At 62.9% G+C, this 16,800-nt stretch carries 28 protein-coding genes; 27 read left to right on the forward strand and 1 reads right to left on the reverse strand.

Annotation, left to right across the window (positions count from 1 at the left end; genetic code table 11):
• Position 1: 1 nt before the first annotated feature.
• Positions 2–472 (reverse strand): YbjN domain-containing protein, encoded by a 471-nt coding sequence (locus tag BT183_RS01495; RefSeq protein WP_072338644.1) that lies wholly within the window; start codon positions 470–472, stop codon positions 2–4.
• Positions 473–898: 426 nt separating this feature from the next.
• Here BT183_RS01495 and rpsL point away from each other — a divergent pair, with 426 nt between their 5' ends.
• From rpsL to BT183_RS01630, 27 genes are all read left to right on the forward strand, one after another.
• A complete protein-coding gene (gene rpsL, locus BT183_RS01500; protein ID WP_072338645.1) occupies positions 899–1,270 on the forward strand; it encodes a 30S ribosomal protein S12 in 372 nt (123 codons plus the stop codon).
• Positions 1,271–1,282: 12 nt separating this feature from the next.
• Positions 1,283–1,753, forward strand: coding sequence for a 30S ribosomal protein S7 (rpsG, locus tag BT183_RS01505; protein ID WP_072338646.1), 471 nt, complete (start codon positions 1,283–1,285; stop codon positions 1,751–1,753).
• An 11-nt stretch (positions 1,754–1,764) separates the two neighbouring features.
• On the forward strand, positions 1,765–3,855 hold the full coding sequence (fusA, locus tag BT183_RS01510) for an elongation factor G (RefSeq protein WP_072338647.1): 2,091 nt from the start codon (positions 1,765–1,767) through the stop codon (positions 3,853–3,855).
• A gap of 120 nt (positions 3,856–3,975) precedes the next feature.
• Positions 3,976–5,166 (forward strand): elongation factor Tu, encoded by a 1,191-nt coding sequence (gene tuf, locus BT183_RS01515; protein WP_072338648.1) that lies wholly within the window; start codon positions 3,976–3,978, stop codon positions 5,164–5,166.
• Between the two features lie 67 nt (positions 5,167–5,233).
• Entirely contained in the window at positions 5,234–5,542 is a 309-nt protein-coding gene (gene rpsJ, locus BT183_RS01520; protein WP_072338649.1) for a 30S ribosomal protein S10, read from the forward strand.
• Between the two features lie 76 nt (positions 5,543–5,618).
• Complete coding sequence (rplC, locus tag BT183_RS01525) at positions 5,619–6,320, forward strand: 50S ribosomal protein L3 (RefSeq protein WP_072338650.1); 702 nt, start codon at positions 5,619–5,621, stop codon at positions 6,318–6,320.
• Positions 6,320–6,940: a 50S ribosomal protein L4 gene (gene rplD / locus BT183_RS01530; protein ID WP_072338651.1), complete on the forward strand. Its 621-nt coding sequence runs from the start codon at positions 6,320–6,322 to the stop codon at positions 6,938–6,940. Before rplC ends, rplD begins: the two co-directional genes overlap by 1 nt.
• The gene (locus BT183_RS01535; RefSeq protein WP_072338652.1) at positions 6,937–7,230 is read left to right on the forward strand and encodes a 50S ribosomal protein L23; all 294 of its coding nucleotides are present in this window, start codon (positions 6,937–6,939) and stop codon (positions 7,228–7,230) included. Before rplD ends, BT183_RS01535 begins: the two co-directional genes overlap by 4 nt.
• Positions 7,231–7,248: 18 nt before the next feature.
• A complete protein-coding gene (rplB, locus tag BT183_RS01540) occupies positions 7,249–8,088 on the forward strand; it encodes a 50S ribosomal protein L2 (RefSeq protein WP_072338653.1) in 840 nt (279 codons plus the stop codon).
• Positions 8,089–8,091: 3 nt separating this feature from the next.
• Positions 8,092–8,370 carry a 30S ribosomal protein S19 gene (rpsS, locus tag BT183_RS01545; protein ID WP_072338654.1) on the forward strand — a complete coding sequence of 93 codons (279 nt, stop codon included), beginning with the start codon at positions 8,092–8,094 and terminating at the stop codon, positions 8,368–8,370.
• A 2-nt stretch (positions 8,371–8,372) separates the two neighbouring features.
• Entirely contained in the window at positions 8,373–8,753 is a 381-nt protein-coding gene (gene rplV, locus BT183_RS01550; RefSeq protein WP_072338655.1) for a 50S ribosomal protein L22, read from the forward strand.
• The gene (gene rpsC, locus BT183_RS01555; RefSeq protein ID WP_072338656.1) at positions 8,753–9,466 is read left to right on the forward strand and encodes a 30S ribosomal protein S3; all 714 of its coding nucleotides are present in this window, start codon (positions 8,753–8,755) and stop codon (positions 9,464–9,466) included. Before rplV ends, rpsC begins: the two co-directional genes overlap by 1 nt.
• Before the next feature lie 15 nt (positions 9,467–9,481).
• On the forward strand, positions 9,482–9,895 hold the full coding sequence (gene rplP / locus BT183_RS01560) for a 50S ribosomal protein L16 (protein WP_072338657.1): 414 nt from the start codon (positions 9,482–9,484) through the stop codon (positions 9,893–9,895).
• Between the two features lie 12 nt (positions 9,896–9,907).
• Positions 9,908–10,099, forward strand: coding sequence for a 50S ribosomal protein L29 (gene rpmC, locus BT183_RS01565; RefSeq protein ID WP_072338658.1), 192 nt, complete (start codon positions 9,908–9,910; stop codon positions 10,097–10,099).
• A 10-nt stretch (positions 10,100–10,109) separates the two neighbouring features.
• Positions 10,110–10,343 carry a 30S ribosomal protein S17 gene (rpsQ, locus tag BT183_RS01570; protein ID WP_072338659.1) on the forward strand — a complete coding sequence of 78 codons (234 nt, stop codon included), beginning with the start codon at positions 10,110–10,112 and terminating at the stop codon, positions 10,341–10,343.
• A gap of 61 nt (positions 10,344–10,404) precedes the next feature.
• Positions 10,405–10,773 carry a 50S ribosomal protein L14 gene (gene rplN / locus BT183_RS01575; RefSeq protein WP_072338660.1) on the forward strand — a complete coding sequence of 123 codons (369 nt, stop codon included), beginning with the start codon at positions 10,405–10,407 and terminating at the stop codon, positions 10,771–10,773.
• On the forward strand, positions 10,773–11,084 hold the full coding sequence (rplX, locus tag BT183_RS01580; RefSeq protein ID WP_072338661.1) for a 50S ribosomal protein L24: 312 nt from the start codon (positions 10,773–10,775) through the stop codon (positions 11,082–11,084). Before rplN ends, rplX begins: the two co-directional genes overlap by 1 nt.
• Positions 11,077–11,631, forward strand: coding sequence for a 50S ribosomal protein L5 (gene rplE / locus BT183_RS01585; protein ID WP_072338662.1), 555 nt, complete (start codon positions 11,077–11,079; stop codon positions 11,629–11,631). Before rplX ends, rplE begins: the two co-directional genes overlap by 8 nt.
• A gap of 21 nt (positions 11,632–11,652) precedes the next feature.
• Entirely contained in the window at positions 11,653–11,958 is a 306-nt protein-coding gene (gene rpsN, locus BT183_RS01590; RefSeq protein ID WP_072338663.1) for a 30S ribosomal protein S14, read from the forward strand.
• Positions 11,959–11,970: 12 nt separating this feature from the next.
• Positions 11,971–12,369, forward strand: coding sequence for a 30S ribosomal protein S8 (gene rpsH, locus BT183_RS01595; RefSeq protein ID WP_072338664.1), 399 nt, complete (start codon positions 11,971–11,973; stop codon positions 12,367–12,369).
• Positions 12,370–12,424: 55 nt separating this feature from the next.
• The gene (gene rplF / locus BT183_RS01600; RefSeq protein WP_072338665.1) at positions 12,425–12,958 is read left to right on the forward strand and encodes a 50S ribosomal protein L6; all 534 of its coding nucleotides are present in this window, start codon (positions 12,425–12,427) and stop codon (positions 12,956–12,958) included.
• Positions 12,959–12,970: 12 nt separating this feature from the next.
• Positions 12,971–13,333 (forward strand): 50S ribosomal protein L18, encoded by a 363-nt coding sequence (gene rplR, locus BT183_RS01605; protein ID WP_072338666.1) that lies wholly within the window; start codon positions 12,971–12,973, stop codon positions 13,331–13,333.
• A 28-nt stretch (positions 13,334–13,361) separates the two neighbouring features.
• A complete protein-coding gene (gene rpsE / locus BT183_RS01610; RefSeq protein ID WP_072338667.1) occupies positions 13,362–13,892 on the forward strand; it encodes a 30S ribosomal protein S5 in 531 nt (176 codons plus the stop codon).
• 24 nt (positions 13,893–13,916) lie between these two features.
• Positions 13,917–14,105, forward strand: coding sequence for a 50S ribosomal protein L30 (gene rpmD, locus BT183_RS01615; protein ID WP_072338668.1), 189 nt, complete (start codon positions 13,917–13,919; stop codon positions 14,103–14,105).
• 58 nt (positions 14,106–14,163) lie between these two features.
• The gene (gene rplO / locus BT183_RS01620; RefSeq protein ID WP_072338669.1) at positions 14,164–14,649 is read left to right on the forward strand and encodes a 50S ribosomal protein L15; all 486 of its coding nucleotides are present in this window, start codon (positions 14,164–14,166) and stop codon (positions 14,647–14,649) included.
• Positions 14,650–14,739: 90 nt separating this feature from the next.
• Complete coding sequence (secY, locus tag BT183_RS01625) at positions 14,740–16,074, forward strand: preprotein translocase subunit SecY (protein ID WP_072338670.1); 1,335 nt, start codon at positions 14,740–14,742, stop codon at positions 16,072–16,074.
• Entirely contained in the window at positions 16,071–16,640 is a 570-nt protein-coding gene (locus tag BT183_RS01630) for an adenylate kinase (protein WP_072338671.1), read from the forward strand. The genes secY and BT183_RS01630 overlap by 4 nt, the downstream gene beginning before the upstream one ends.
• Positions 16,641–16,800: the final 160 nt, after the last annotated feature.

Below are 16,800 nucleotides of genomic sequence, written 5' to 3' on the forward strand. Positions count from 1 at the left end.
CTTACTCGTAGCCGATATGGGTGCGGAACTCGGTGAGCACCGTCTCCCAGACCAGGAAGCCGGCGTCGAGATTGTCGGCAGTCACGCCATATTCGAGATTGATATCCATCTCGATCACGGCGTCGTCTTCGTAGTCGATATAGGCCTTCCCGAAGCGGCGGTCGCGATTCCATTCGTTGATCGATTCGAGCGTCGGCTGCGATTCGCTGAATCCGGCGTAGAAATTGATGTCCTCGCAGACGCCCTCCGAATCGCAATTGACGAAATAGATGTAATAGTCGGTGTCGGCCATGCGCCCGCTGATGCCGGGATTGCCATTCATCTGGTGTTCGCGAGTCGCATCGCCATGGCGCTGGGCAATCGCGAGAACGGTGTCGACGGCCCCGCCATCGATGATCTGCTCTCCGGCGGCCTGCGCCTGGACCGACGAGGGGAGGGCGATGCTCGCAAGGAGCAGGGCCACAGAGGCCATTTTGTGCTGCAAAGCGTTGAACTCCCTGCTTTTATGCCAAAAGACCCGATCGGGGCCACGCCTAGTCTTACACTCTTGGCAGGGGTCGCACAAAGAGCCGTTGCCCGCCCCGGACAGCCCAGCCTTGCTGCGATTTCATGAAAACTCCCTTGACGGGGGCGGCCAACACCAATAAACAGCCCATACCTTAACGGTCGGTCGTGAGGGTCTGAGTGGTGTCTGCCGCCTGCGCGGGCATCCGAGAGCCTCAAACACACTGGTTCGGTAGAGACGACAGCAAATCTATGTGCGCATGAACGCACTCCCGCGTGGGGTGTGGTCCGCTGCATGAGAGGCGTCGCGGTTCCCGTGTGGGGATCGATCGGGCGCCGCTTTGGTTTGCTTGCGTCTTGGTAAGTGCGAATTTGGACGGATGGAAAGAGCGCAATGCCGACCATTAATCAGCTGATCCGCAAACCTCGGACCACCAAGCCGAAGCGGAACAAAGTCCCGGCGATGGAGGCGAACCCGCAGAAGCGCGGCGTCTGCTCGCGCGTCTATACAACGACTCCGAAGAAGCCGAACTCGGCGCTCCGCAAGGTTGCGAAGGTTCGTCTGACCAATTCGCGTGAAGTGATTTCCTATATCCCGGGCGAAGGCCACAACCTCCAGGAGCACTCGGTCGTGCTCATTCGCGGCGGTCGTGTGCGTGATCTTCCGGGCGTTCGTTACCACGTGCTGCGCGGCGTCCTCGACACCCAGAGCGTCAAGGATCGCAAGCAGCGTCGTTCGAAATACGGCGCGAAGCGGCCGAAGTAAGGAGAGCCTCCCATGTCCCGTCGCCACCGCGCCGAGAAGCGTGACGTCATCCCCGATCCCAAGTTCGGCGATCTGGTCGTCACCAAGTTCATGAACTCCCTGATGCAGGACGGCAAGAAGTCGGTCGCCGAGTCGATCGTCTATGGTGCCTTCGATATCGTGCAGCAGAAGACCCGCCAGGATCCGATCAACGTCTTCCACGGCGCGCTCGACAACATCCGTCCGGCCGTCGAAGTGCGGTCGCGTCGTGTTGGTGGCGCCACCTATCAGGTTCCGGTGGAAGTGCGCACCGATCGTCAGCAGGCCCTGGCCATTCGCTGGCTGATCGAAAGCGCCCGCAAGCGCGGCGAGAACACCATGCGCGAGCGCCTTTCGGGCGAGCTCATGGATGCCATGAATGGTCGCGGCCAGGCCGTGAAGAAGCGCGAAGACACGCACCGGATGGCCGACGCCAACCGCGCGTTCTCGCACTATCGCTGGTAGGAGAGACCGTTATGGCCCGCGAGTACCCGATCGAACGCTACCGCAATTTCGGCATCATGGCCCACATCGATGCCGGCAAGACCACCACGACCGAGCGCGTGCTCTATTACACCGGCAAGTCTCACAAGATCGGTGAAGTTCATGATGGCGCCGCCACCATGGACTGGATGGAGCAGGAGCAGGAACGCGGCATCACCATCACTTCGGCTGCCACCACCACCTTCTGGAAGGGTCGTGATGGCGTGATGCACCGTTTCAACATCATCGACACGCCCGGCCACGTGGACTTCACCATTGAAGTCGAGCGTTCGCTGCGTGTTCTCGATGGCGCCATCGCGCTGCTCGACGGCAACCAGGGCGTCGAGCCCCAGACCGAGACCGTCTGGCGCCAGGCCGACAAGTACAACGTTCCGCGCCTGATCTTCGTCAACAAGATGGACAAGATCGGCGCCGACTTCTACTTCTGCCTCGACACCCTCGACAAGCGCCTCGGCATCAAGCCGGTGGTGATGCAGCTTCCGATTGGCGCCGAGAACGACTTCAAGGGCGTTGTCGACCTGATCGAGATGAATGCGCTCGTTTGGCGCAATGAAGAGCTGGGCGCCCAATGGGACGTGGTCGCCATTCCGGAAGATCTCCAGGCCCGCGCCGAAGAGTATCGTGAGAAGCTGATCGAGACCGCGGTCGAGATGGACGACGAGGTCCTCGAGGCCTATCTCAACGGCGAAGTTCCGGACAATGACACGCTTCGCCGCTTGATCCGCAAGGGTACCTGCGCCGTGACGCTGTTCCCGGTGTTCTGCGGCTCGGCCTTCAAGAACAAGGGTGTTCAGCCCCTGCTCGATGGCGTCGTGGAGTTCCTGCCCTCGCCGATCGACATCCCTGCCATCAAGGGCATCGACGTCAAGACCGAAGCCGAGATCGAGCGTCACGCTGACGACAACGAGCCGCTGTCGATGCTGGCGTTCAAGATCGCCAACGACCCGCACATGGGTTCGCTGACCTTCTGCCGCATCTACTCGGGCAAGATCGAGCAGGGTGCGATGCTCGAGAACACGGTCAAGGAAAAGCGCGAGCGCATCGGCCGCATGTTCCAGATGCACGCCAATTCGCGCGAGCAGATCACTGAAGCCTTCGCCGGCGACATCGTCGCCGTGGTGGGCCTCAAGGATACCACGACCGGCGACACGCTTTCGGATCCCAACAACAAGGTGATCCTCGAGCGCATGGAGTTCCCCGAGCCGGTGATCGACATCGCCGTGGAGCCCAAGTCGAAGGCCGACCAGGAGAAGATGGGCCTGGCGCTTGCGCGCCTGGCTGCCGAGGATCCGTCGTTCCGCGTCAAGACCGACGAGGAATCGGGCCAGACCATCATCTCGGGCATGGGCGAACTGCATCTCGACATCATCGTCGACCGCATGCGCCGCGAGTTCAAGGTGGAAGCCAATATCGGCGCTCCGCAGGTGGCCTATCGTGAAGCCGTGTCCCGCAAGGTCGAGCACGACTACACCCACAAGAAGCAGTCCGGCGGTTCGGGCCAGTTCGCCCGCATCAAGTTCACCATCGAGCCGAACGAGCCCGGCAAGGGTTTCGAGTTCAAGTCGGCCATCGTCGGTGGCTCGGTGCCCAAGGAATACGTGCCGGGCGTGTCGAAGGGCGTCGAGTCCGTCATGGGCTCGGGCATCCTGATCGGCTTCCCGATCGTGGACGTGAAGTTCACGCTCCTCGACGGTGCCTACCACGAAGTGGACTCCTCGGTCCTCGCCTTCGAAATCGCTGGCCGCGCGGGCTTCCGCGAGGCGCTGCAGAAGGCCGATCCGAAGATCCTCGAGCCGATCATGCGGGTTGAAGTCGTGACGCCGGAAGACTATGTCGGCGACGTCATCGGCGACCTGAACTCCCGTCGCGGCCAGATCCGCGGCACGGAGTCTCGCGGTATCGCTCAGGTGATCGACGCGATGGTGCCCCTGGCCAACATGTTTGGCTATGTGAACTCGCTGCGCTCGATGAGCCAGGGCAGGGCGCAGTACACCATGACGTTCGACCATTACGAGCAGGTTCCGACGGCTGTGGCCCAGGAAGTACAGGCCAAGTACGCCTGATAGACAAGCGGTCGATCCGGGACGGTTGGGGTTCGCCTCGCTCGCCCGGCTCGCCATGAGCCGATAACGACAATTGAGATACTGCCGGCCTCTGCGACCGGCGCATTACGGAGAAGAGCGATGGCTAAGGAAAAGTTTTCCCGCACTAAGCCGCACTGCAACATCGGCACCATTGGTCACGTCGACCACGGGAAGACGTCGCTGACCGCTGCGATCACCAAGGTGCTGGCTGAGACCGGTGGCGCGACCTTCAAGGCCTACGACCAGATCGACGCTGCCCCCGAAGAGAAGGCCCGCGGCATCACCATCAACACCGCGCACGTCGAGTACGAGACCGAGAAGCGTCACTACGCTCACGTCGACTGCCCGGGCCACGCCGACTATGTGAAGAACATGATCACCGGCGCTGCCCAGATGGACGGTGCGATCCTGGTCGTGTCCGCCGCCGACGGCCCGATGCCCCAGACCCGCGAGCACATCCTGCTCGCCCGTCAGGTCGGCGTGCCGGCCCTGGTGGTCTTCCTCAACAAGTGCGACATGGTCGACGATCCCGAGCTGCTCGAGCTCGTCGAGCTCGAAGTGCGCGAGCTGCTCTCGTCCTACGAGTTCCCCGGCGACGACATTCCGATCGTCAAGGGCTCGGCCACCGAGGCGCTCAACAATGGCGATGCCAAGCTCGGCCACGATGCCATTCTCGAGCTGATGCGCAACGTCGACGAATACATCCCGCAGCCGGAGCGTCCGGTTGACCTGCCGTTCCTGCTCCCGATCGAAGACGTGTTCTCGATCTCGGGCCGCGGTACCGTGGTCACCGGCCGTGTCGAGCGCGGCATCGTGAAGGTCGGCGAGGAAGTCGAAATCGTCGGCATGAAGGCGACGCAGAAGACGACCGTGACCGGCGTCGAGATGTTCCGCAAGCTGCTCGACTCGGGCCAGGCCGGCGACAACATCGGTGCCCTGATCCGTGGTATCGACCGTTCGCAGGTCGAGCGCGGCCAGGTGCTCTGCAAGCCCGGTTCCGTTACCCCGCACACGGACTTCGTTGCCGAAGCCTACATCCTGACCAAGGAAGAGGGCGGTCGTCATACGCCGTTCTTTGCGAACTATCGTCCGCAGTTCTACTTCCGCACCACCGACGTGACCGGCATCGTGACGCTGCCGGAAGGCACCGAGATGGTGATGCCGGGCGACAACGTGAATATCAACGTTCAGCTGATCGTGCCGATCGCGATGGAAGAAAAGCTCCGCTTCGCTATCCGTGAGGGTGGCCGTACGGTGGGCGCCGGCGTCGTCGCCAAGATCCTGAAGTAAGGCCTGGACATCCAGGGCGCGGCGCGCCTCGTTGTGCGCCGCGTTCATTTTTCGCTAGGAAAGCAAGATGAACGGTCAAAATATTCGCATCCGGCTCAAGGCGTTTGACCATCGCGTCCTGGATAGCTCGACCCGTGAGATCGTGAACACGGCGAAGCGGACGGGTGCGCAGGTGCGGGGACCGATCCCGCTGCCGACGCGAATTGAGAAATTTACGGTCAACCGCTCCCCGCACATCGACAAGAAGTCGCGCGAGCAGTTCGAGATCCGGACCCACAAGCGTCTTCTGGACATCGTGGATCCCACTCCGCAGACCGTGGACGCGCTGATGAAGCTCGATCTCGCCGCCGGCGTCGACGTCGAAATCAAGCTCTGAGGGTTTTCGCGCTGATCATCCATAGGGTCCTCTTCGCAATGACCCGATCAGTGCCAATGAAAGAAGGTAACAACCGATGCGTTCTGGTGTGATCGCACAGAAGCTGGGCATGACCCGGATCTTCACCGAGGATGGCGCCCATGTGCCCGTCACGGTGCTCGGGCTGCAGAACTGCCAGGTGGTGGGTCAGCGCACGCAGGAGAAGGATGGCTATACCGCCCTCCAGCTCGGCGCCGGCGCCGCCAAGGCAAAGAATACGGCGAAGGCGCAGCGCGGCCAGTTCGCCATTGCCAAGGTCGAGCCCAAGCGCAAGGTCGTCGAGTTCCGCGTCGATGCCGACAACCTGATCGAAGTGGGCGCCCAGATGCAGGCAGACCATTTCCTTCCCGGCCAGCTGGTGGATGTCACCGGCACCTCGATCGGCAAGGGCTTCGCCGGCGGCATGAAGCGCTGGAATTTCGGCGGCCTTCGTGCGTCTCACGGCGTGTCGGTTTCGCACCGTTCGCACGGCTCCACCGGTCAGCGGCAGGATCCGGGCAAGGTGTTTAAGGGCAAGAAGATGGCCGGCCATCTCGGTGACGAGAGGGTGACCACGCAGAACCTCAAGGTCATCAAGACCGATGTCGAGCGCGGCCTGATCATGGTTCAGGGGTCGGTTCCGGGCGCCAAGGGCGGCTGGATCATGATCCGCGATGCGGTGAAGCGGAAGGCCCCCGAAGGCATTGCCGTGCCTGGCTCGTTCAAGCCGGCAGCCGATAGCACCGGGGAGAGCAAGTGATGGAACTTCAGGTCACAACCCTGGATGGCGCGTCGGCCGGTTCGGTGACGCTGAGTGATGCTGTGTTCGGCCTCGAGCCGCGCATCGACATCCTGCACCGTATGGTCCGTTACCAGCAGCTTAAAGCAATGTCTGGTACCCATGACGTCAAGAATCGGTCAGAGATCGCTCTGACCAAGAAGAAGTTCGGCAAGCAGAAGGGTGGCGGTGTTGCCCGTCACGGCGCTCGCTCCGCTCCGCAGTTCCGCGGTGGCGGTCGTGCGTTCGGCCCGACGCCGCGCAGCCATGCCATCGATCTTCCCAAGAAGGTCCGTGCACTGGCCCTGCGTCATGCCCTTTCGGCGAAGGCCCAGGCCGGCGAGCTGATCGTGGTCGAGACCGTCGCTCAGTCCGAGCCCAAGACTGCCGCGCTGCGCCTGCAGTTCGGCAAGCTCGAATGGCTCAACGCGCTGATCATCGACGGGGCCGAGGTGGACAAGAACTTCGCTCTGGCGGCGCGTAACATTCCGCAGATCGACGTTCTGCCCGTCCAGGGCATCAACGTGGTCGACATCCTGCGCCGGAACAAGCTGGTGCTGACCAAGGCTGCGCTCGAAGCGCTGGAGGCGCGGTTCGCATGAGCAAGTACACCCACTACGACGTGATCCGCGCGCCGGTCGTCACCGAGAAGTCGACGATGGCCTCCGAGAACGGGCAGGTCGTGTTCGATGTCGCGATCGATGCCACCAAGCCCGAGATCAAGGATGCCGTCGAGGCCCTGTTCTCGGTGAAGGTTAAGGCGGTCAACACGCTGGTCCGCAAGGGCAAGCACAAGCGTTTCCGCGGACGTCCCGGCGTGCGCAACGACGTCAAGAAGGCGATTGTCACTCTCGTGGACGGCCAGTCCATCGACATCGCTTCCGGCGTCTAAGGCGAGGGAGAGAGCAGAATGGGTCTCAAGACTTACAATCCGACCTCGCCGGGCATGCGGCAGCTGATCACCACGGATCGTTCCGAACTGTGGAAGGGCAAGCCGGTCAAGGGCCTTACCGAAGGTCTCAACGGCACCGGTGGCCGCAACAATCGCGGTCGCATCACGGCCTATCATCGCGGCGGCGGGCACAAGCGTTCCTACCGCATGGTCGACTTCAAGCGCGTTCGTTTCGACGAAGTCGCGACGGTCGAGCGCCTGGAATATGATCCGAACCGCACCGCCTTCATCGCCCTGGTGAACTATCCCGATGGCGAGCAGGCCTACATCATCGCGCCGCAGCGTCTGGCGGCCGGTGACAAGGTCATCTCCTCGCTGTCCACCGTCGACGTGAAGCCCGGCAATGCCATGCCGCTCGAGCGCATGCCGGTCGGCACCATCGTGCACAATGTCGAGATGAAGCCCCGCAAGGGCGGTCAGATCGCGCGCTCTGCCGGTGCCTATGCACAGTATGTCGGCCGCGACAGCGGCTGGGCCATCCTGCGCCTCAACTCGGGCGAGCAGCGCCGCGTGCATGGCTCGTGCCTTGCCACGGTCGGTGCCGTGTCCAACCCCGACCACGCCAATACCTCGATCGGCAAGGCCGGTCGTAATCGCTGGCTCGGTCGCAAGCCCGTCAACCGCGGCGTGACCATGAACCCGGTCGATCACCCGCATGGTGGTGGTGAAGGCCGTACCTCTGGTGGCCGTCACCCGGTGACCCCGTGGGGCAAGCCGACCAAGGGCAAGAAGACGCGTTCAAACAAGGCGACGGACAAGTTCATCGTTCGCTCGCGCCACGTGAAGAAGGGCCGTTAAGCCATGACCCGTTCGCTTTGGAAGGGCCCGTTCGTCGACGGCTATCTGCTCAAGAAGGCGGAGAAGTCGCGTGAGAGCGGCCGTAATGAAACGATCAAGATCTGGAGCCGTCGCTCGACGATCCTGCCGCAGTTCGTGGGCCTGACCTTCGGTGTCCACAACGGCCACAAGCATGTGCCGGTGAACGTCTCCGAAGACATGATCGGCCACAAGTTCGGCGAGTTCGCGCCCACCCGTACCTATTACGGGCACCAGGCCGACAAGAAGGCCAAGAGGAAGTAACGATGGGCAAGCCGAAAAACCCGCGCGGGCTCAAGGACACTGAGGCCAAGGCCGTGCTGCGCATGCTGCGCACGTCGGGCCAGAAGCTCAACCTGGTCGCCCAGCTCATCCGTGGCAAGAAGGTAGACAAGGCCCTGGCCGAACTCTCCTTCTCGCGCAAGCGGATCGCCGGCCCGGTGCGCAAGACGCTCGAGAGCGCCATTGCCAACGCCGAGAACAATCATGGTCTGGATCCCGACGCCCTCGTCGTCGCGGAAGCCTATGTCGGGGACTCGCTCGTCATGAAGCGGTTCATGGCCCGTGGCCGCGGCCGGTCGGCCCGCGTGGAGAAGCCCTTCTCGCACCTGACCATCGTCGTCCGTGAAGTGCAGGAGAGCGCATAATGGGTCAGAAGATCAATCCAATCGGTCTGCGCCTCGGCATCAACCGGACCTGGGACTCCCGCTGGTATGCCAGCAAGGGTGAGTACGGCAACCTGCTGCAGGAGGATCTCAAGATCCGCGAGACCCTGATGAAGGATCTCAAGCAGGCCGCGGTCAGCAAGATCGTCATCGAGCGTCCGCACCGCAAGTGCCGCGTGTCGATCCACACCGCCCGTCCGGGCATTGTGATCGGCAAGAAGGGCGCTGACATCGACAAGATCCGCGCCAAGGTGAAGAAGTTCACCGACAGCGAGGTGCACATCAACATCGTTGAAGTGCGCAAGCCGGAGACCGATGCGACCCTCGTGGCCCAGGGCATCGCCCAGCAGCTCGAGCGTCGCGTGGCATTCCGTCGTGCCATGAAGCGCGCGGTGCAGACCGCGATCCGCATGGGCGCCGGTGGTATCCGCGTCAATGTCGGGGGCCGTCTCGGCGGGGCCGACATCGCCCGCACCGAATGGTACCGCGAAGGCCGCGTTCCGCTGCACACGCTGCGTGCGGACATCGACTACGGCACTGCCGAAGCTGCGACCACCTATGGCGTCATCGGCGTCAAGGTGTGGATCTTCAAGGGCGAAGTGCTCGAGCATGATCCTTCGGCGCATGAGCGCCGCGCGACCGAAGGCGGTGGCGAAGGCCAGGGACAGCGCCGCGAGCGCGCGTCCGCCAACTAAGAAGGCACCGGGAAAATGCTGCAACCAAAACGCACCAAGTTCCGCAAGGCCCACAAGGGCCGCATCCACGGTGTGGCCAAGGGTGGAACCGAGCTCAATTTCGGCCAGTTCGGCCTCAAGGCCCAGGAGCCCGAGCGCGTGACCGCGCGGCAGATCGAGGCGGCCCGCCGCGCGATCACCCGCGAAATGAAGCGCCAGGGTCGCGTCTGGATCCGCGTCTTCCCGGATGTGCCGGTTTCCAAGAAGCCGACCGAAGTCCGCATGGGTAAGGGCAAGGGTTCGGTGGAATACTGGGCGGCGCGCGTTAAGCCGGGTCGCATCCTCTTTGAGGTTGACGGGGTGGCTGAAGATGTGGCCAAGGAGGCGCTGCGCCTCGGTGCCATGAAGCTGCCGATCGTAACGCGGGTCGTGACCCGCATCGCCGACTAAGGAACGAGAGACATGGCTGCCAGTGATCTCCGGGCAAAGACCCCCGACGAGTTGAAGGACGCTCTCCTCTCGCTCAAGAAGGAACAGTTCAATCTGCGGTTCCAGCGTGCTACCCAGCAGCTCGAATCGCCGTCCAGGGTGCGTGAGGTCCGTCGCGAAATCGCGCGGATCAAGACGATCCTGGGCGAGAAGGCCGAGAAGTAAGGAGCCAGCCATGCCCAAACGCCTGCTGCAGGGGACGGTGGTCTCCGACGCCAATGAGAAGACCATCGTGGTGCGCGTGGAGCGTCGCTTCACCCACCCGGTGCTCAAGAAGACGGTGCGTCGTTCCAAGAAGTACCATGCCCATGATGACGCCGGTGTGGCGAAGGTCGGGGACACGGTATGGATCGAGGAATGCGCTCCGATCAGCAAGAACAAGCGCTGGACGCTCGTACCGAACGCGTGAATGAGAAGAGGGGCCGGCCGGGTGGCGCGCGCCTCAAGCAGAACCAAGAAGGCATCCAGTCATGATTCAGATGCAATCCAATCTCGACGTCGCGGATAATTCCGGCGCGCGTCGTGTCATGTGCATCAAGGTGCTGGGCGGCTCGCATCGCAAATATGCGTCGGTGGGCGACATCATCGTTGTCTCCGTCAAGGACGCTATCCCCCGCGGCCGCGTGAAGAAGGGCCAGGTCATGAAGGCCGTCGTGGTCCGCACCGCGTTCCCGGTGCGTCGCGCTGACGGCTCCATCATCCGCTTCGACCGCAACGCCGCCGTGCTGATCAACAATCAGTCCGAGCCGATCGGCACGCGTATCTTCGGGCCGGTGCCGCGTGAATTGCGCTCGCGCAACCACATGAAGATCATTTCGCTGGCACCGGAGGTGCTGTAATGGCTGCTAAGATCAAGAAGGGCGACAAGGTCGTCATCCTTGCCGGCAAGGACAAGGGCAAGACCGGTCAGGTGATGCAGGTCATCCCCACCGAGGATCGCGCTGTCGTGCAGGGCATCAACCTGGTGCGCCGCCACACCAAGCAGACCGCATCTCAGGATGCGGGCATCTATACCCGTGAAGCGCCCATCCACATCTCGAACCTCGCCGTGGCCGATGCCAATGGCAAGCCGGCCCGCGTCGGTTTCAAGATCGAGGATGGCAAGAAGCGTCGTTTCGCCAAGACGACGGGAGATCTGATCGATGGCTGAGGCCTACATTCCGCGTCTGCGGACCGAGTATGACAACGCCATTCGCGCCGGCCTTGTGAAGGATTTCGGGTACACCAACCCGATGCAGGTGCCCAAGCTCGAGAAGATCGTGCTCAACATGGGCGTTGGCGAAGCCGTCAACGACACCAAGAAGGTGCGCGCTGCTGCCGCCGATCTCGAGCGCATCGCCGGCCAGAAGCCAGTGATCACGCATGCCCGCAAGTCGATCGCCGGCTTCAAGGTGCGCGAGAACATGCCGCTTGGCGTCAAGGTCACGCTGCGCAAGACGCGCATGTACGAGTTCCTCGACCGCCTGGTGAACGTGGCGTTGCCCCGCGTCCGCGACTTCCGCGGCCTCAACGGCAAGGCCTTCGATGGTCGTGGCAACTATGCCATGGGCATCAAGGAACACATCATCTTCCCCGAGATCAATTATGATCAGATCGATCAGGTCTGGGGTATGGATATCGTGATCTGCACCACCGCGCAGACCGACGACGAGGCCCGCGCGCTGCTCAAGGCGTTCAATTTCCCCTTCCGGCAGTAACGGTAGGCAGAGGAAGAGTTCATGGCAAAGACCAGCTCCATCGAGAAGAACAATCGCCGGGCCAAGCTCGCCAAGCAGTATGCCGCCAAGCGCGCCGCGCTCAAGGCCGTCACCAAGGATCAGGGCCTGCCGCTTGAAGAGCGTTTCGCGGCCCAGCTCAAGCTTGCCGAGCTTCCGCGCAACTCGTCGCAGACGCGCGTGCGCAATCGCTGCGAAGTTTCGGGTCGTCCGCGTGGGTATTACCGCAAGCTCAAGCTGAGCCGCATCGCCCTGCGTGAGCTTGGCAATCTCGGGCAGGTGCCCGGCATGGTCAAGTCGAGCTGGTAAGGAGAGAAGAGAATGGCCCTTACTGATCCGATCGGCGATATGCTGACGCGCATCCGCAACGCGCAGATGCGTCGCAAGACCTCGGTCTCCACCCCCGCCTCGACCCTTCGCGGTCGTGTGCTTGACGTGCTGAAGTCGGAAGGCTTTATCCGCGGCTACTCCGATGGCGCTCTCGAGAATGGCCAGCCGGCCTACGAGATCGAGCTGAAGTATTCCGACAACGAGCCGGTCATCCGCACCATCGAGCGCGTGTCGCGTCCCGGCCGTCGCGTCTATTCGTCGGTCAAGAATATTCCGTCCGTGGCCAATGGCCTGGGCGTTTCCATCCTGTCCACGCCCAAGGGCGTGATGGCGGACCATGAAGCTAAGGCCCAGAATCTGGGCGGCGAGGTACTCTGCCGCGTGTTCTAAGGCTCAGATGCCTTGGACCACGCTGGTAAGACGATGACTCAAAGGGTTTAGAACGATGTCCCGTACCGGCAAGAAGCCGATCCCCCCCGTCAGCGGCGTGACGGTTACCATTTCTGATCGCACGGTCACTGCAAAGGGACCCAAGGGCGAGCAGAGCCTGACGCTGATGGATGTCGTGAACGCACGGCAGAGCGACGATGGCATCGTCATCGAACCCACCAACGACACGGCCTTCGCCCGTGCCGCCTGGGGCACCACTCGCGCCCTGATCAACAACATGGTCCAGGGCGTCAGCGCCGGCTTCCAGAAGAAGCTGACCATCCAGGGCGTCGGTTACCGCGCTGCCATGCAGGGCAAGGATCTCAAGCTCTCTCTGGGTTATAGCCACGAAGTGGTGTACGAGACCCCGGCGGGAATCACGATCTCGACGACGACTCCCACGGAAGTCCTCATCGTCGGTTCGGACAAGCAGCAGGTCGGCCAGGTTGCGGCCAATATCCGCGCCTATCGCAAACCCGAACCCTACAAGGGCAAGGGCGTCCGTTATACGGGCGAAGTCATCTTCCGTAAGGAAGGCAAGAAGAAGTAAGGAGCGCCCGCAATGGCCACCAGTCTCAAGGGATCGGAACGCCGTAAGGCTCGGGTTCGGCGCGCCATCAAGGCGCGTGCCAACGGGCGCCCCCGGCTCAGCGTTTTCCGTTCTGACAAGAACATCTATGTGCAGATCATCGACGATGCGTCCGGTCGCACCCTCGCGGCCGCCTCGACCCTCGAAAAGGATGTGCGTGGCGAGCTCGCCAATGGCGGCACCGCCGAGGCTGCTGCCCGCATCGGCGCCCTGATCGCCGAGCGCGGTCTTGCAGCCAATGTGAGCGAAGTGGTCTTCGACCGCGGCGCCTATATCTATCATGGCCGGGTCAAGGCCCTCGCGGACGCTGCCCGCGAAGGCGGCCTGAAGTTCTGACCCAGGCAACGAGAAAAGAGCTGAACCGATGAGAGACGTACAAGAGCGCGAGAGCGAGTTCATCGACCGCCTGGTGCACATCAATCGCGTGGCCAAGGTGGTCAAGGGTGGCCGGCGTTTCGGTTTCGCCGCGCTCGTGGTCGTGGGTGATCAGAAGGGCCGCGTCGGCTTTGGTCACGGCAAGGCCCGTGAAGTTCCCGAGGCGATCCGCAAGGCGACCGAGCAGGCCAAGCGCCAGCTCATCCGCGTCCCGCTGCGCGAAGCCCGCACGCTGCACCATGATGTGGTGGGCCGTCACGGGGCAGGGCGCGTCATCCTGCGCGCCGCCGTCCCGGGTACCGGCATCATCGCCGGTGGTCCGATGCGCGCCGTGTTCGAGACGCTTGGCATCAACGACATCGTCGCCAAGTCGCAGGGCACCGCCAATCCCTACAACATGGTGCGCGCCACCTTCGATGCGCTGAAGCGCGTCGATAGCCCGCGTTCGGTTGCGGCCCGTCGTGGCCTCAAGGTGTCCGAGCTGCAGGCCCGCCGTGGCGAAGCTTCGGCTGAAGCCTGAGCCCCGGGGTAAGGAGTTACGACCATGGCCGAGAAGACCGTGACCGTTGAGCAGATCGGCTCGCCGATCCGCCGCCAGAAGGACCAGCGCGCCACCCTGGTGGGCCTGGGCCTCAACAAGATGCATCGCCGTTCGACGCTGAAGGATACTCCGGAAGTGCGCGGCATGATCGGCAAGCTGCCGCATCTGGTTCGCGTCGTCAGCGAGAACTGAGACCTGTTTCGCCGGCCCTTTGGGGCCTGGCGACTTGAAGACCTGAAGGGTGACGCAAATGACGCGTTTGAACGACCTCCGCGATAATCCTGGTGCCAACAAGACCCGCGTCCGCATCGGGCGCGGCATCGGCTCGGGTGTCGGCAAGACCGGTGGCCGCGGCGGCAAGGGCCAGACGGCGCGCTCGGGCGTTGCCATCAACGGCTTCGAGGGTGGCCAGATGCCGCTCCACATGCGCATGCCGAAGCGCGGCTTCAATGCGCACAACCCCAAGAAGTGGAATGCCGTTCGCCTCGACCGGCTCCAGGCCTATATCGATTCCGGCAAGCTCGATGCCAAGGGCGTCATCGACGCCGAGGCTCTGGTCAAGGCCGGCGTCATCCGTCGCCCGCTCGATGGCGTGCGGCTGATCGGCGGCGAGGGCTTCACCGCCCAGAAGCTGTCGTTCAAGGTTGCCCATGCCAGCAAGGGCGCGCTCGCTGCTATTGAAGCGGCCGGTGGCAAGGTCGATATGCCTGTGGCAGAAGAGCCTGCTGAGGCGTGATCCGCACCTGGCTCAACTGTGCGCAGTCGACGGGCGCCCTTAGTGGCGCCCGTGGCATGATTGCGCATCACGCAGGATAGGAAGCGACTCATGGCCTCCGCAGCCGAGCAACTCGCCAGGAACCTCAGTTTCGGCACCTTCTCCAAGGCCAAGGCCCTTCAGCAGCGCATCTGGTTCACGCTAGGCGTGCTGCTGGTGTACCGCCTGGGGACTTATATTCCGGTTCCGGGCATCGATCCTGATGCCTATGCGGCCACTTTCGAAACGGCCCGTCAGGGCGTCGTCGGCATGTTCGACATGTTCGCCGGCGGTGCCGTCGAGCGCATGGCGATCTTCGCGCTCAACCTCATTCCCTACATCACCGCCTCCATCGTCATACAGGTGCTCGCCACCTCGGTGAAGCGTCTTGAGGACCTCAAGAAGGAAGGCGAGGCGGGTCGCCGCAAGATCAACCAGTACACCCGCTATCTCGCCGTGGTGTTCTGCGCGGTCCAGGCCTATGGCATCGCCATCGGTCTCGAGGCGAGCCCGGGCGTCGTGCTCGATCCCGGTTGGTTCTTCCGCATTTCCACCGTGATCACCCTTGTAGGCGGCACGATGTTCCTGATGTGGCTCGGTGAGCAGATCACCGCCCGCGGGATCGGGAACGGCATTTCGCTCATCATCTTTGCCGGTATCGTCGCCAACCTGCCGGCGACCATCGCCCAGACCCTCGAGCTCTCGCGAACCGGCGCGCTCCCGACCCTTGCCGTCGTCGGCATGCTGGTGCTTGCCATCGTCGTCATCGCGGTCATCGTGTTCTTCGAACGCGCCCAGCGCCGGCTGTTGATCCAGTATCCGAAGCGCCAGGTCGGCAACAAGATGTTCCAGGGCGACACGTCGCACCTACCGCTCAAGCTCAACACCTCGGGCGTGATCCCGGTGATCTTCGGATCGTCGCTGCTGCTGCTGCCGGCCACCATCGCGTCCTTCGCCAGCCAGGGCGACGCACCGCAATGGCTGCAGGTGACGGCGGCGCTGCTCGGGCGCGGCCAGCCGCTCTATCTGGCCCTGTTCGCGGTGTTCATCGTCTTCTTTGCCTTCTTTTACACCTCGATCGTCTTCAATCCGTCCGACACGGCCGACAACCTCAAGCGTTCCGGCGGCTTCATTCCGGGCATCCGTCCGGGTGAGCGCACCGCCCAGCACATCGACTATGTGCTGACCCGCATCACCGTTGTCGGCGCGGCCTATCTCACCGTCGTGGCGCTCATCCCCGAGGTCATGTTCAGCCAGCTCAACATCAGCCAGTTCATTGGCGGAACGTCGCTGCTGATCATCGTGACGGTGACACTGGATACGGTCAGCCAGATCCAGAGCCACCTCATCGCTCAACAATATGAGGGGCTCGTGAAGAAGTCGCGTCTGGGAGGGAAGCGGAGATGAGGGTTATTCTTCTGGGGCCACCCGGGGTAGGCAAGGGTACGCAGGCGAAGATCCTCGTCGAAGCCTTCGGCATTCCCCAGCTGTCGACGGGCGATATCCTGCGCTCGGCCATTGCTGCCAAGACCGATCTCGGTCTTGCCGCCAAGGCGATCGTCGATCGCGGTGACCTTGTCTCGGACGATATCGTCAACGGCATCGTCTCCGAGCGCCTCGATGCGGAAGATTGCCGTCCCGGCTTCATCCTTGACGGGTTTCCCCGCACCATCGCCCAAGCCGAGGCGCTGGGCGAGATGCTGGCCGAAAAGGGCATGACGCTCGACGCGGCCATCGAGATCACGGCAGATGCCGATATCCTCGTCGGCCGTATCGCCAAGCGGGCCCAGGAATCGGGCGGCGCGCGTGCCGACGACAACGAGCAGGTTCTGCGCAACCGGCTCCGCGTCTATGGCGAGCAGACGGCGCCGCTGGTGTCCTACTATCGTGGCAAGGGTATGCTGCGTTCGGTGGATGGTACGCAGCCGGTCGAGGCGGTCACCGCCGCAATTCGGTCGGCCGTCGGTCGATAGGGGAGGCGGGGTCGCGTTCGGCCCTGTCGCCTGGATACAGAATCGTGCGACGGGGTCGAGGGGCCGCGTTGCCGAAACGTTAATGACGGGTCGGCCGGCAGTTGACATTGTCGGCATGGCCCCTTAAGAACCGCGCCAGTCTCATGGATTCATAGGGCTG

The organism is Devosia enhydra, assembly GCF_900119845.1.
GTDB lineage: Bacteria > Pseudomonadota > Alphaproteobacteria > Rhizobiales > Devosiaceae > FPKU01.